Source organism: Rickettsia argasii T170-B (assembly GCF_000965185.1).
GTDB lineage: Bacteria > Pseudomonadota > Alphaproteobacteria > Rickettsiales > Rickettsiaceae > Rickettsia > Rickettsia rickettsii.
Genome location: NZ_LAOQ01000002.1, coordinates 215,001 through 229,655, shown reverse-complemented (window position 1 = coordinate 229,655; position 14,655 = coordinate 215,001). Strand labels below are relative to the sequence as shown.

Sequence of the window (14,655 nt, the reverse complement as noted above, 5' to 3'; positions counted from 1 at the left end):
AAAATATTTTAAATGCCAATTTTATTGGGTGACTCTTATGTCATTCCCGTGAAAACAGGAATCCAGTAATTATATAAATACAGTAAGTTTTTAAAACTAAAAACTTGATTTATCTCGTTTTACCCTGGATTCCCGCCTATGCGGGAATGACATAAGCAAGCTATGCAACAAAACCTAAACTCCCCAAATATTAGCAATTTATATTAATATGTCAAATGTGGTGCTTATTTACTTTTTGTTTCTAAGCGTCTTGATTTTATTAATACATCTACAAGAGAAATGTTTTCGTCCGTAGAATCAGTATAATTTTTTACTATTGTTTGTAATGCAGATAAAGCTTGGTTTGTAGTATCTTTCGTTTTAACTTTCTTTCTTCTTTGTAAATTCTTTTTTAAGGCAGTTGATAAATTATCAAATTTAGCCGGTGATTTGGCTTTTTTCGGTGCTTCTTTGATAGCTTTGGTAGATGACATAAATAATTATCTTTTCACATTAGCATTATTATATTATATTATGGATATTTTGGAAAATAAAACTATAAGTAATCTATGAATCAAAGTAATATAATCTCTCCTGAGTTACTGGATGAGAGAAGAAATATTGCAAGGCAAGGGGGCGGTGAAGCTAGGATCAACGCACAACATCAAAAAGGTAAGTTAACTGCACGAGAACGCATAGAAGTATTATTAGATCCGGATAGCTTTACCGAAACAGGTATGTTTGTATCCCATAGATGCGATAATTTTGGGATGCAGGATAAAAAGTTTTTAGGTGACGGCGTTGTAACGGGACACGGTACGATAAACGGTAGGTTGGTATTTATTTATAGCCAAGATTTTACCGTACTCGGCGGCTCTCTCGGCGAATATCATGCTAAGAAAATCTGTGATATTATCAATCAAGCTATAGAAACTGGTGCTCCCGTAATCGGTATTAACGACTCAGGGGGAGCAAGAATTCAAGAAGGGGTTGATGCTCTAGCCGGATACGGTGAATTATTTCAGCGTAATGTTTTAGCGTCGGGTGTCATCCCTCAAATTACCCTAATTATGGGTCCTTGTGCCGGTGGTGCAGTATATTCTCCTGCCTTAACCGATTTTATATTTATGGTTAAGAATAGTTCTTATATGTTCGTAACCGGTCCCGATGTAGTAAAAACCGTTACGGGTGAAGAAGTAAGCCAAGAAAAGCTCGGCGGTGCTAGGATGCATACCACTAAAAGTGGTGTTGCCGATCTTGCATTTAACAATGATATAGAAGCATTGCTTGAAATTCGTAAATTCTTTAATTTTCTTCCGTCATCCAATCGTAGTCCTCTTCCTGTTCGTTCGACTGTTGATCCTGCCGATAGAGTTGATATGTCTCTTAGCACGTTAATACCTAACACTCCTAATAAACCTTATGATATGAAAGAGCTTGTTGAGCGTATCGTTGATGAGGGAGAATTTTTTGAACTACAACCTGATTTTGCTAAGAATATCATTATTGGCTTTGGTTATATGGAAGGTTATCCGGTAGGATTTGTGGCTAATCAGCCTTTGCATTTAGCAGGATGTTTAGATATAAACGCCTCAAGAAAAGCAGCAAGATTTGTTAGATTTTGTGATGCTTTCAATATTCCTATAGTAAGCCTTGTTGATGTGCCTGGATTTCTGCCTGGTACATCCCAAGAGCATGACGGTATTATTAAACACGGGGCTAAGCTGTTATACGCTTATGCGGAAGCTACAGTGCCGAAGATTACTGTAATTACCCGTAAGGCTTATGGAGGTGCTTATATAGTTATGAACTCCAAGCATCTTAGAGGCGATATAAACTATGCTTGGTTTAATTCGGAAATCGCTGTTATGGGGGCAGAGGGAGCAGCTGAGATAATATTTAAGGAAGAATGTAAAAACCCTGAAGCTAAAAAACAAAAAATAGATGAATATAGGAAAGTAGTAACTTCGCCTTTTGTTGCGGCATCTAGGGGATATTTGGATGATATTATAAGACCGCAAAATACCAGATGGCGAATATGTAAGGCGTTAAATTTCCTGCGTACTAAAAAAGTAGAACTGCCTTGGAAGAAGCATGATAATTTGCCGCTTTAGCTGTCATCCCGTGGCTTGACCACGGGATCTCAGAATACAATCTGTGACACAAGACCCCGTGGTCAAGCCACGGGGTGACATTAGGATACACAAAACTATGAATAAACCATTATTTGATAAAATTTTAATTGCTAATCGTAGCGAAATCGCCGTTAGGATAATACGTACCTTAAAAAAGATGGGGATAAAGTCGGTTGCAGTATATTCTGAAGCAGATACAAACTCAATGTATGTGCAGCATGCAGATGAGGCTTATTATATAGGTGATTCCCCTGCAACGGAAAGTTATTTATCTATTAAAAATATTATTTCGGCGATTCGTGAAAGTGGCGCCAGCGCAGTACATCCAGGTTACGGTTTTTTATCAGAAAATCCAAATTTTGCCAATATTCTTAAAAGAGAAGGTGTTGTTTTAATAGGACCGAGTGCCGGAACTATTAAAAAAATGGGCGATAAAATCGAAGCAAAAAAGATAGCGATAGAAGCCGGAGTTAGCACCGTGCCAGGTTATATGGGAACTATAAACGATGTTAAACAAGCTATAGATATTGCTCAAGAGATTGGTTTTCCAGTAATAGTAAAAGCGGCTGCCGGCGGCGGTGGGCGTGGTATGAGAGTAGTGAATAATCCCGCTGAAATGGCCAATGCTTTTGAGTCGGCAAAGCTTGAAGCAGCCAATAGTTTTAGTGATGATAGATTATTTATTGAGAAGTTAATTCAAACTCCCCGTCATATCGAAATTCAGCTCATTGCCGATCAATACGGCAATAGTGTATGTCTCGGAGAGCGGGAATGTTCAATACAGCGTCACCATCAAAAAGTAATCGAAGAAGCACCAAGTTCTTTTATTACTGAAGATATAAGGCAAGAAATGTATCGGCAGGTAATATCCTTATCTCAAAAAGTGGGATATTATTCGGCCGGTACCGTTGAGTTTATAGTAGATAGCAATAAAAATTTCTATTTTTTAGAGATGAATACTAGGTTGCAAGTCGAGCATCCTGTTACTGAGCTAATTACCGGTATAGATATCGTTGAAGAGATGATACAAATCGCAGCCGGTGAGAAATTATCATTTACGCAAGATGATGTAAAATTAAAAGGTTGGGCATTTGAATCACGAATTTGTGCCGAAAACCCAAGCCGAGGTTTCTTACCTTCTAGCGGTAGAATTACAGCTTATTCCGAACCTGCAAAGAGTCCTAATATCCGTATAGATACAGGGATTGGGCTTGGCGGCGAAGTAAGTATGTTTTATGACTCAATGATTGCAAAATTATGTACTTACGGTGAAACAAGAGAGCAGGCAATTGAGCTAATGCATTCTGCTTTGAGTTCTTATATAATTAACGGTATTGCTCATAATATCAGTTTCTTAGAAGCGGTAATGCTACATCCACGCTTTGTTAGCGGCGATATTTCTACTGCCTTTATTCAAGAAGAATATCCTGACGGTTTTTCTGGAGCTAGTCTAACTTCAGAAGTAACTACCGTATTTTTAGCAACGGCTATTTTTATTTATATATCGGAGCAAAGACGTGCTTCTTTAATTTCCGGCAATATTAACAATCAGGCTAACAAAATAGGTACAAGGTGGGTAGTAACTATCGATGATAAACTATTTCCCGTATTAATTACACCTGTTGAAAACGGCTATAATATACGTCACGAAAGCGATAGAATATATATTCGTAGTAACTGGAATTTAGGTAATGAACTTTTTACGGCTATAATTAATGGTAAAAAGACAAATGTGAAAATTGAGAATATCAGAACCGGTTATTTATTATCGCATGCCGGTATTAGCGTAAAGGCCTTTGTACGCTCTCCTCGTATATCAGAACTTGAAGCGTTGATGGTCTCAAAAGTAGTGGTGGAAGAAAGCTCCGAACTACAAGCTCCTCTAAGCGGTCAGATTGCTGCGATAAAGGTGAAAGAAGGGCAGGAAGTGACGGCAGGACAAGAAATTATGATTTTAACTGCTATGAAAATGGAAAACCTGATTCTTGCCGAAAGAGACGGAAAAATAGCTAAAATTTTTGTTAATGAAAAGGATAATGTTGTAAGAGGGCAGGTATTATTAGAATTTGCTTGATATATTAGGTTCTGTAAAGGAAAATTCAATTATTTATATTTTCAGATATTTTTTAGCGAAAATTAATAAGATGTTTGCAGTAATAGTTGTTCCTATTTCAAAACAATCTTATAATTTGCAGCAAAGAAGAGCAAAAATAGATTAATTTAAGTTTCCTTCACAGAACCTAATATATTGTCTTTCGCTTATAATTCGCTACTATAGTAAACTCAGCTCCATTTTATGAAAAGCGTAAGGGTAGAGCCTATATATTAATAGGCAAGACAACGAACAACGAAGTACAAAATGGAGATCAGTTTACTATATTCATTTATTTAGAATTAATTAAGTCAAAATTTTTCTCAATAACTGAAATATTTGAGTTAGCTTTTTCAAATAGATAATGATCTTTGTTTACCTTATTATATGCCTCTACAGCTTCTATAAATTCTTCTTGATTAAGGTAACATTCTCCTAAATAATATTGTGCTTCTTGATAATAATTAGAGCTTGTGTGTATTTTACTATACATATGTCTATAGCTTCTTTATAATTTCTCATTCCTAAAATCATTATTTCCTTCCGTAAGATTTGGATGAGCCATGGTTCCTCCGTATTTTAATTAGATTTTTTATAAAAAAGTATATATTATCATGAAATATGATTCTCATGTTTCGTGGTAATATATATATCTAATAAATGTGCAAGAGGTTTTGTCATCATTGTGAGGAAAAATTGTAAGTTTTGATTAAGCAATATAGTTAAAAATACTAATATTATTAGTATTTTTAACTAGACTCCGTGGACAAGCCACAGGGTAACAATTAGGAAACTGGCCCATGCAACAACGTTTATGCGGGAATGACATAAGAGCAGGCAATGAAGTAATCTTATTGTAGGAATGACATTATTAAAGCTCAGAATCAAATATTTTTATATCACAGCCTAAAGACGTTTCTTCATCAAGTCCCTCAAGGGCAAAAGTGCGAAATATACCTGATTTAGAAGGAGTGTGTTCTAACCTAGAGCCTGTGTTAGGTTTTTTCAGTTTCAACCTTAAAATCAGAAACATAGCCCTCGTCTTCTACTACAGTATTTGTATTTATTGGAATTTTCTTCCCGCTAGAATAATCTTCTAACAGTGTTTTAATTTCTGCGAAATTTTGTAAATCTTTAGATAGTTATTTTTTGAATTTAGAAAATTTTTGCTTTATTTGTTCTGATGATAAATTCTTATATCCGTCATAATGTGATGATATACTTGTTTTTAATATCCTCTCTAATATATCTAATATATATTGGTGGTTAGGATTATTAGCGTTTTCACACAATGTAGAAATCTCAGTGATTTGGGTTAGTTGACACGATACATCGCTATGTAAGTTATCTTTTTCCCATCCTTTAACATTATAGTTAGCACCGTGTTTAAGTAAATATTTTACTATTGTGACCTGCCCATACTCTGATGCAAGCATTAAAGGTGATACATCTGTATTGCCGTTAATCGTTGCCCCTGCATCTAATAATGTTTTTACCGCATTTAAATTACCGTATATTATTGCTACTTCTAGAGCTACATCTAAATTAGCATTTTTAGATAAAAGATACTTTGCAATTTCTTTTCTATTTTTTAAATTTGCGGTACTTAATGGTGTGTTAAAACGATATTCAGTATTAACATCAAAACCGTATATTTCAACAAATTTTTTAATTACTGCAAGCTTATTTTCGTTTATTGCTTTAAAAAAGATTTGCTTGTGAAGATCGTTTACATTTTGACCACCTTGTGCTGCTTCTTCTAAGGTTGTATTTAAATAAGTGGCTCCTTTTATTAAAAGATCACATGTAATGTATATATAGACATTACATGTGATCTTTTAATATTTGTAAGGTTCTTCAAACCGGCAGTAACATTTATTGTATTAGAACCATAATGACTAAAATTTACATTCGCTTCTTTATTCTTCTACAAAATACTTTACTAAAATTAAACTTTTATTGTGTATTGCTTGTATTAGGCTGGGATTAGGTTCAAACGTAAGATGATTAAGTAAATATTCAGCTTGTGCATTATTGTTTTTAAGTGCAAATTCTAATGCTTTGTATTTCTTTGCAATGTAAGGTCTTCCATGAGATTTATTTTATTTAAATTATCATCTAAGCTAGCTATAATATTTAATTCTGTCCCGTCTTTAGGATGAAACGCATCAAAATATTGTTTTAAATACCCTAGAGTTATTACATTTTCTGTTTTAGTAGTTTCCGGCTTAGTAGTTCTTTTAATTTGAGAACCCCCTGGAGCTGTGGAGGAGTTGTGCATGATAAATTTACCTTAAATTAATTTATAGCGTGCGTACTATAGATTAATCTAAGTAAATTATCAATATCTTAATTGATAGTAAAATAATTTACGATTTCTTAACTTTAAGTTGTATTTGATGGTTCTCTAATTCTACTTTACTTACATAATCAGGCGTGAAATTTTTAGCAAACTCGCCTAAAGTTTGTTCTTTAATAAAGTCTCCATAATTATCAATTATCTTAGATAAATCAAACTCGCTTATTATCTCAATTAAAATCCTGTCAGTGATAGAGAAATCGGCATCTTTTCGAGCCTGTTGTATAAAGCGTACAATGTCTCTTGCGTATCCTTCTGCTCTTAACTCAGGTGTTAGCTCTAAATCAAGTATTAACAAGCTACTATTATTCTCAAAACTTGCTGCTCCTTTGATATGTGAATACGGCTCTAAAACTAGCTTATATTCGTCACTATTTAAGGTTTCACCGCATATAGCTAAACCGCCCGCGATAGCTTCCCACTCACCTTTTTTAGAAGCGGCTATAATCTCTTTCATTTTATGCGGCAAACGTTTACCAAGCATTGGGAAATTAATCGATAGTTTTTTGCTTGCGTAATTCTTTAGATCGTCACGATAAATTACCGCCTTAACATTAATTTCATCTTTAATTAAATCTTCAAAGTCTTTGAGGTTGTTATTATGTTTACTGATAATAGCTATGCTAGCAAGTGGCTGCCTTACCCTGATATTTTCAGTGCTTCGGATAAATAGGCTATTACTGCAAATATCAAGCACGTTATCCATAGTAGCAACCAGCTCGTGATTTATTTCAAAGTCTGAGAGAGTAGGGTAGTTGCAGAGATGTACGCTAATCGCGTCATTGCGAGGCACTGAAAGTGCCGTGGCAATCTTATGAGATACTCCTGAAATTGCTTCGTCAAGATTTGTGCCTTTCCTCGCAATGATGTTTGATTTTCCTGAGAGTACCATGTCGTTACGCTCCTCACAATGACGTAATCCCTTATATATCGCTTCCGAAATTATAGGCACTAGTGCCGACATCGCAATAGCCATGGTGTCTAAACATGAATATAGAGTGTTATAAGCATTTTGCTTATCTGTATCTTTTTCGCTTTTCCAAAATCTAGTTCGGCTTCGTCTTATATACCAGTTATTCAACACTTCAAAAAATTCTGAAACTGCATGATAAGCTGTTTGCGTATCGAAATTATCTAAGCTCTCTTCAATTTTTTGTACGGCTATTTTAAGCTTAGATAATATATAAACATCAAGTACGTTTTTAGAGCTAAAATTAAGCTTGCCTTTAAGCGAATCAGCATTAGCATACATCGTAAAGAAATGGTAAGCATTCCATATAGGTTTGATAAATAGACGAAGCGTATCAAATACCATTTTGCCGTCTTTATCAATTAATAGCTCCTGACCTTTAACAACGTTTGAAGATAACATTGTAACTCTTAAAGCGTCAGAGCCGTATTTATCAAATAGCTCCAGCGGATCGGTGTAGTTATTAAGACGCTTTGAAAGTTTTTGACCTGTAGCGTCTAAAATTACGCCGTGGCATATACAGTTTAAAAACGGTGGGCGATCAAATAAAGCGGTAGATAGCACCATTAAGGTATAAAACCATCCGCGTGTTTGAGCTGAATACTCAACTATAAAATCAGCCGGAAAATGATCCTCAAACCACTCTTTATTTTCAAAAGGGTAATGGGCTTGCCCATATGGCATTGAACCGCTTTCAAACCAGCAATCAAACACGTCTTCTATTCTACGCATTGTTGATTTACCGGTTGGATCGTCGGGATTTGGTCTTGTCAGTTCATCGATAAACGGACGATGTAAATCAGTAACTTTAACACCAAAATCTTTCTCTAATTCCTCTATAGAGCCGTAAACGTCTATGCGTGGATATTTTGGATCATCGGACTTCCATACAGGCAGCGGCGTTCCCCAGAATCTATTACGGCTTATCGACCAATCACGAGCATTTTCAAGCCACTTACCAAATAAATTATCTTTAACATGGAAAGGTATCCAGTTAATTTGCTGATTTAACTCTACAATTCTATCTTTAAACTGCGTAACCTTTACGTACCATGACGGAACAGCCTTATATATAAGAGGCGTATCTGTTCGCCAGCAATGAGGATAATTATGAATATACTGCTCGGTTTTTAGCCAATTCCCTTGCTCTTTCAGTTTGATTATTATTTTGTCATTTGCATCAAATACTTGTAAGCCCTCTAAATCAGGAATTTCTTTAGTGAATTTACCGCTATTATCAACAGGACAAACAAGCTCAATACCTTTCGATTCACAAAGTATTTGGTCATCTTCACCAAAGCCTGGAGCCATATGTACGACTCCCGTGCCGTCACCCTCAACTACGAAATCGCCTGCAAATATCTTGAAGCTGTTTGGATGATTTTCGAAATAGTCGAATAAAGATTTATAGTTCAATCCTTGAAGTTCTGAGCCTTTAATTATCTCAAAATTTTCTTCACCGCTAAGTCCTAATTCTTTAGCATATTTAGAGACGGAAGAGGCAGCTATTATATAACAAATATCATTTTTAGGGACTAATGCATAATCTATATCACTACCGACTGCTAAGGCTAAATTTGACGGCAATGTCCAAGGTGTCGTCGTCCAAGCGAGTATACGGTATTCTTTAAAAGATCCTGTGGTCGTAGCCACGGGATGACATAGTACAAAACTCACCGTTACAGCTTTATCGGCTCGCTCACGATAAGAATTATCAAGTCTTGTTTCAAAATTAGAAAGCGGTGTTTCGCATGCCCAAGAATAAGGCATTACCCGCATAGATTCATACAATAACCCCTTATTATATAACTCCTTAAATGCCCAAAGTACGGATTCCATAAAATTCTTATCCATCGTTTTATAAGAATTTTTAAAATCCACCCATCTTGCTTGACGAGTTACATATTCTGCCCAATCATTAGCATATTTCATTACCGAAGCTCTGCAATGTGCATTAAACTTCTCTATACCAAAATTAGCTATTGCAAGATGTCCTGAAATGCCAAGTTCTTTCTCTGATTGCATTTCAGCAGGAAGACCGTGACAGTCCCAGCCAAAGCGACGCTCGACTTTCTTACCTTTTACGGTTTGGTATCTAGCATATACGTCTTTAATAAAGCCGGTAAGCAAATGACCGTAATGCGGCAAACCGTTTGCAAAAGGCGGGCCGTCATAAAAAATAAATTCTGATTCTCCGTTTCTATCATCAATAGATTTTTGGAATATATTATTGTCTTGCCAAAATTTTAGTATCTCTCGCTCTAAGCCTGCAAAATCAGCATTCGAGCTAACTTCAGGATAATATTTAGTATTTGTCATTATTTTAGAAATTATTTTTAAAAATATCTTAATTATATACAAGAGAGGTCATAATACAAGAATTTTTAAGGTATTTAAGAAAGTAATAAGGTGTATTACAGATTAAAAGATGATATAGAAATTTTGTCTAACTCAATTCATTTCACTATTAGTTACTACCTATCGTTTCAGCTTCATAAGCCGATAATATTTGTGCTTCGTATCCTAAATACTTCTACTCTTCGTTTAAATATTTAAACATTACTTCAAGTCTAGTATATTTTGTTAAATCGCTAAGGCACTGTGCTTTAGAATCACTTTCTACTTTATTACTTAAATTTAGTAGGAGCTTTTGTTTTTGTTCTAAATTAATAGTTTTAAGAGCTAGCAAAATCGCAGATTTTAAATATTAAATTCTTTATTGTTATCTGTATACTATTAATATCTTCATTATATTTCACTTCGTTAAATTTTTTCACTTGAATCTCTTTATACTCAGGTACATTCTTATATTTAGTAACAGTACGGCTCTTTATCGTCTCTTTCTCTATCCGTGCTTTTTTATAAATTGGCTCATAGCCCTTAATTTGCATTCATACGTTATAATTTAATAGTTGGATATATAAATTTGGATATATAAATTGTTTTGCTAAAGAAATATCATCATAAGTTTTTAATTTTTTCCTAGGTGGATAAGTATATATTGGCTTCGGCTCGATTTGTTTAGTTTCTTCTATAAGCTCTTTTTCTAAATATTGTTGTTCTTCGGTATAGGCGATTTATTTTAAACCTACATATTTCTTTTCTGTTTTATAAGAATAATATTTGTCATCATTTATCTTCTCTTGAAGATCTAAATTATTTTTATACGCTTTAGCAAGTTCAGAGAAAAGTATCTTTAGTGTTTTTGAATTTTCACCGAAATAACTTATAGGGATCACTTGATTATTAACTAATGTTCTATCATATTCTTTATTAGAACATTCTTTTTTAAATTGAGTTTTCATATTATGTGAATTAGCGAATCAAAACAATATTGCAACTTAATTGTAAGCTAGCCCAAGCTTTGTCTGCTGTATATATCGGATAATTTTTCCTGTCCTTTTTCTTCCGCAAGTAAAGCCATCAAGGAAGAAGAATCAAAAATTATTGTTATGAGAAGACATTATTGGGTTACAAGTTAAAATTTAGAATTTTCTTTATTCGCTTCTTGATATTTCTGCTTTAAAAATTCATCAACAAATGATTCTGATTTAGAACCATGTTGTTTAAACAATGCTTGAGCTTCTTTTACAGCCTTATGACAAGTGATTAAATGTAATTCATTATTAACTTTATTTATAAGTTTCAATAGCATTTTTATATTTGATATGGAGTTAATATTACCCATTAAGCATATCTACGTAAACATTCTAACTATGGGGATCTTTGAAGGAGCGAGTAATTTTTTCATCTGTGAGAAAGTTTTTACTATATTTGCTACGGCAGTCTCAATCAATTTATCGGTTTCAATATAATTTTCCGATTCGTCTTGGATATAAAAAAGAATAGATGAAACATAAACCGAGAGCAATAAGCTTCTTTTTGTATAATAGTTAAAATCAAAAGATTTATCACCGGCATAACGCCAAATAGCATCACAACTACGGAATGCAACTTCAGTTCCTTGTATTGGATTTAATGCAAAATAAGCGGCATTCTTACTATGAATAATAGGAAGTACGGTTTTGACCCTAATCTTTACGGCTAAAGATATTTTTTCTCTTATTTTTGATGGTTCTGCTATTATCTTTAAGCTTTCTAGCATAATATTATCTAAATACTCTTCCAAGAATCCTACTATTTCGGATAAACCTTCTGGAAAAACTATTAAGCTATAGCCTTTTGCGAAACCGCATTTTTCTTCTGCTTCTTTGAGTAGTTTATTATTCCATTCATTAAACGGTAATAATTCTAATAAAGATTGCACGAAGCTTATTTTTTTGATATGGTGTTCTTCTTGAATGCTCATATTTTTAACCTTGACATATAACTGAATTATAGGGTATAGTTCAATAAACCACAATATCTTTTAAGGAGAGTAATTTTAGTGATATTAGTAAATGTTCACGCCGGTAATTGTGATAATACGCTTAAGAATTTTAAGAAAAAGCTACAAAGAGAGCTTTATTTTCGTAAGATGAAAGAACAGCGTTATTATGAAACACCTTCAGCGAAGCGTGTTCGTAAAGCACAAGAAGCAGCAAGAAGACAAAGAAAATTTGCTCGTAAAAAAATGTTTGATGAATAAAATTTCAAACAATTTTCATACTAAATATAAAGCTAGAAATATATAATATTTCTAGCTTTTTTTATTGTCATCTAGTTGCTTGACCATGTGTTGTCCGAACGTTCAAGATGTCATTCCTGCGAAAGCAGGAATCCAAAAAATAGCCATACAAAATTTTACGTATTTGATGAAATAAATATAATAAAAAAACAAGTTTTTATATGTTTGACTGGATTCCCGCTTCCGCGGGAATGACATAAAAACAATCAATGCAACAACACCCCGCTTTTGCAGAAATGACAATAAGGTACTTAAAACTTGAAATATTTTCAATTAGCTTTTTTTTTATGTTATAAAGAACTGTTATAGTCATATAAACAGTATCTATGCTTAGTTATCTTAAACAAAATTTACGTTCTTATTTTTCTAGTAGAGTACTAATTTGTACTTTAGCAACAGCAGCTATTATTTTTGCTTGTGCTACTTTTTATGTGATATCTTTAGAATCAAAGAATTTTAGTACGATTATTGGATTTTTATTAGTTGATTTAGCAATTTTTTTAATTTTAGGTGTTTTACTAACTCAAAAATTTTTTACTAAAAATAATAATAACGATAGTTCTAAATTACAAAATCGTATTGTAATTGCCTTTAGTTTAGTTGCAGCTATTCCAACTATAATTGTTTCGGTATTTTCTGTTTATTTTTTTAATCTTAGTGTTCAAGCTTGGTTTGATAAGAAGATTTCTACGGTTCTTGATCAATCTGTGATAGTTGCAGAATCTTATATTGCCGAGCATAAATTACAGCTAAAAGAAACGGCTTTAGCCGTTGCTGAAGATTTAAGCGATATGTATTACGATTTAATTCACAATCCTGCTTTATTTACTAAAACACTTAATACTGAAGCAGAGATGCGTTCGCTTGATGAGGCTATAGTTTTAAACAAATCTACTAATACTATAGTAGCTAATAGTTATTTAAGTTTTTCATTATCATTTGCAACTATCCCTGCACATTTAATTAAAAAAGCGGATTTAGGTGAACCGGTGGAAGTAAAATCCGATCCAACCACAATAAGGATGCTGATTAAATTAAAAGAGTATAACGATGTGTATTTATTAGTCGGTAGATTAGTAGATAATAAAATTATCGACCATGTAGATGCAACTAACGGAGCAGCTGCCGAGTATAATAGCCTTAAAAATGAAATAGATAATATACAGATTAAGTTCTCTATAATGTTTATCTTTATTGCCTTATTACTGCTTTTTGTAGCTATAAGTTTCGGGGTTATATTTACTGCTAAAATAGTAAAACCTATTAAAAAATTAGTTACTGCAACCGATAACGTTAAAGACGGCGATTTAACGGTACAAGTGCCTGAAAATGAAGTAGATAAAGACGAAATAGGCACACTTTATGTGGCATTTAATAGAATGATTAAGCAGCTTTCTCGCCAGCAGCGTGATTTAGTTATAGCACAGAGGGCTATGGCTTGGTCGGATGTTGCAAAAAAAGTAGCCCATGAAATCAAGAATCCGTTAACTCCTATTTTACTTGCTTCTGAAAGATTGCTGAAGAAATTTAGCCCTGAAATTAAGGAAAGGGTAGAATTTGAAAATTATTTAAAAATGATTATTCGCCATACTAACGATATTAAAAATATAGTATCCGAATTTGTTCTTTTTGCACGTCTTCCTGCTCCTAAATTTACGAAGAGTGAATTAGTTTATTTAGTTAAACATATTGTTGAAGCACGTAAATTACTTAATGATAATATTTTGTATAAATTTGAGTCTAACGTAGAACAATTTGATTTTATGTGTGATGCTACCCAAATAAATCAAGTTATGATCAATTTATTGAAAAACGCAGAAGAGTCAATAGAAGGACGAGAATCCGGGAAAATAGAAGTTACTATAGATGTTAAAGACGATTTTATTAGCGTTATTGTAACGGATAACGGTAAAGGATTCCCGCCTGAGCTAATAGGCAAAGCTACTGAAAGCTATGTTACGACCAGCAGTAAAGGTATGGGAGTAGGGCTTGCTATAGTTAAAAGAATAGTCGAAGAACATTGCGGCATTCTAGATATAGCAAACAGAGAAGCAGAGGGAGCAATAATCGATATAAAATTTGATTTAAAAGCATTGGATTTAAAGGCTAAGCGTTTGGAAATGTAGGATTTTACTAGAGGATGAAGTTCTGAAAGAAAATTTAGAACCAATTATTTATCACCTAATATGAACACAAATCATAAACAACAAGCAAAGTTATGAATGTAGACATCACAGAGTTTTTAGCAAAAGAGCTTATTGCAGAACAATCCCCTAAATGGTTTCATTTACCTATCAAACCGGTTGAATTTAGTGGTCATGATAATAGAACCTTTCATTTAGGTGATGAAATGTTAATTAGATGACCAAGTGCAGCAAAATATATAGGTGCAGTTTCAAAAGAACACAAATGGTTACCAATATTAGCACCTAACTTGTCATTTCATATCCCTAAGCCTTGAGCTTTAGGTAAACCTTTAAAAAATTATCCTTG

The 14,655-nt window shown here is 33.6% G+C and carries 15 protein-coding genes and 1 pseudogene; 5 read left to right on the top strand and 11 right to left on the bottom strand.

Annotation, left to right across the window (positions count from 1 at the left end; all coding sequences use genetic code 11):
* Positions 1 to 224 precede the first annotated feature (224 nt).
* Complete coding sequence (locus RAT170B_RS03660) at positions 225 to 473, bottom strand: hypothetical protein (RefSeq protein WP_045805629.1); 249 nt, start codon at positions 471 to 473, stop codon at positions 225 to 227.
* A 75-nt stretch (positions 474 to 548) separates the two neighbouring features.
* Between RAT170B_RS03660 and RAT170B_RS03655 the strand changes: the two genes are divergently transcribed.
* Together RAT170B_RS03655 and RAT170B_RS03650 are read left to right on the top strand one after the other, a co-directional pair.
* Positions 549 to 2,093 carry an acyl-CoA carboxylase subunit beta gene (locus RAT170B_RS03655; RefSeq protein WP_045805628.1) on the top strand — a complete coding sequence of 515 codons (1,545 nt, stop codon included), beginning with the start codon at positions 549 to 551 and terminating at the stop codon, positions 2,091 to 2,093.
* A 97-nt stretch (positions 2,094 to 2,190) separates the two neighbouring features.
* A complete protein-coding gene (locus RAT170B_RS03650; RefSeq protein WP_045805627.1) occupies positions 2,191 to 4,188 on the top strand; it encodes an acetyl/propionyl/methylcrotonyl-CoA carboxylase subunit alpha in 1,998 nt (665 codons plus the stop codon).
* A gap of 310 nt (positions 4,189 to 4,498) precedes the next feature.
* On the opposite strand, the gene RAT170B_RS03645 is transcribed toward RAT170B_RS03650, so the two are convergent.
* The 10 genes and pseudogenes from RAT170B_RS03645 to RAT170B_RS03605 form a co-directional block, all read right to left on the bottom strand.
* A complete protein-coding gene (locus tag RAT170B_RS03645; protein ID WP_146620334.1) occupies positions 4,499 to 4,699 on the bottom strand; it encodes a tetratricopeptide repeat protein in 201 nt (66 codons plus the stop codon).
* A gap of 378 nt (positions 4,700 to 5,077) precedes the next feature.
* Entirely contained in the window at positions 5,078 to 5,239 is a 162-nt protein-coding gene (locus RAT170B_RS10425; RefSeq protein ID WP_186786279.1) for a hypothetical protein, read from the bottom strand.
* 208 nt (positions 5,240 to 5,447) lie between these two features.
* Positions 5,448 to 5,861, bottom strand: a pseudogene (locus RAT170B_RS08600) (ankyrin repeat domain-containing protein); the annotation flags it as partial.
* Positions 5,862 to 6,259: 398 nt separating this feature from the next.
* On the bottom strand, positions 6,260 to 6,487 hold the full coding sequence (locus RAT170B_RS03630) for a hypothetical protein (protein ID WP_045805626.1): 228 nt from the start codon (positions 6,485 to 6,487) through the stop codon (positions 6,260 to 6,262).
* Positions 6,488 to 6,575: 88 nt separating this feature from the next.
* Positions 6,576 to 9,854, bottom strand: coding sequence for an isoleucine--tRNA ligase (ileS, locus tag RAT170B_RS03625; RefSeq protein ID WP_045805625.1), 3,279 nt, complete (start codon positions 9,852 to 9,854; stop codon positions 6,576 to 6,578).
* A 214-nt stretch (positions 9,855 to 10,068) separates the two neighbouring features.
* The gene (locus RAT170B_RS10420) at positions 10,069 to 10,224 is read right to left on the bottom strand and encodes a hypothetical protein (RefSeq protein ID WP_186786278.1); all 156 of its coding nucleotides are present in this window, start codon (positions 10,222 to 10,224) and stop codon (positions 10,069 to 10,071) included.
* Positions 10,211 to 10,426 carry a hypothetical protein gene (locus RAT170B_RS03620; protein ID WP_045805624.1) on the bottom strand — a complete coding sequence of 72 codons (216 nt, stop codon included), beginning with the start codon at positions 10,424 to 10,426 and terminating at the stop codon, positions 10,211 to 10,213. The genes RAT170B_RS10420 and RAT170B_RS03620 overlap by 14 nt, the downstream gene beginning before the upstream one ends.
* Before the next feature lie 186 nt (positions 10,427 to 10,612).
* Positions 10,613 to 10,840 carry a hypothetical protein gene (locus RAT170B_RS03615; protein WP_045805623.1) on the bottom strand — a complete coding sequence of 76 codons (228 nt, stop codon included), beginning with the start codon at positions 10,838 to 10,840 and terminating at the stop codon, positions 10,613 to 10,615.
* 173 nt (positions 10,841 to 11,013) lie between these two features.
* Entirely contained in the window at positions 11,014 to 11,223 is a 210-nt protein-coding gene (locus RAT170B_RS03610) for a hypothetical protein (RefSeq protein ID WP_014014586.1), read from the bottom strand.
* A gap of 9 nt (positions 11,224 to 11,232) precedes the next feature.
* Complete coding sequence (locus tag RAT170B_RS03605; protein WP_014014585.1) at positions 11,233 to 11,844, bottom strand: COQ9 family protein; 612 nt, start codon at positions 11,842 to 11,844, stop codon at positions 11,233 to 11,235.
* 78 nt (positions 11,845 to 11,922) lie between these two features.
* Here RAT170B_RS03605 and rpsU point away from each other — a divergent pair, with 78 nt between their 5' ends.
* The 3 genes from rpsU (at position 11,923) to RAT170B_RS10415 (ending at position 14,527) form a co-directional block, all read left to right on the top strand.
* Entirely contained in the window at positions 11,923 to 12,123 is a 201-nt protein-coding gene (gene rpsU, locus RAT170B_RS03600; RefSeq protein ID WP_012148483.1) for a 30S ribosomal protein S21, read from the top strand.
* Between the two features lie 365 nt (positions 12,124 to 12,488).
* Entirely contained in the window at positions 12,489 to 14,288 is a 1,800-nt protein-coding gene (locus RAT170B_RS03595) for a sensor histidine kinase NtrY-like (RefSeq protein ID WP_045805622.1), read from the top strand.
* Positions 14,289 to 14,380: 92 nt separating this feature from the next.
* A complete protein-coding gene (locus RAT170B_RS10415) occupies positions 14,381 to 14,527 on the top strand; it encodes a hypothetical protein (protein ID WP_014014583.1) in 147 nt (48 codons plus the stop codon).
* The last annotated feature ends 128 nt before the right edge of the window (positions 14,528 to 14,655 follow it).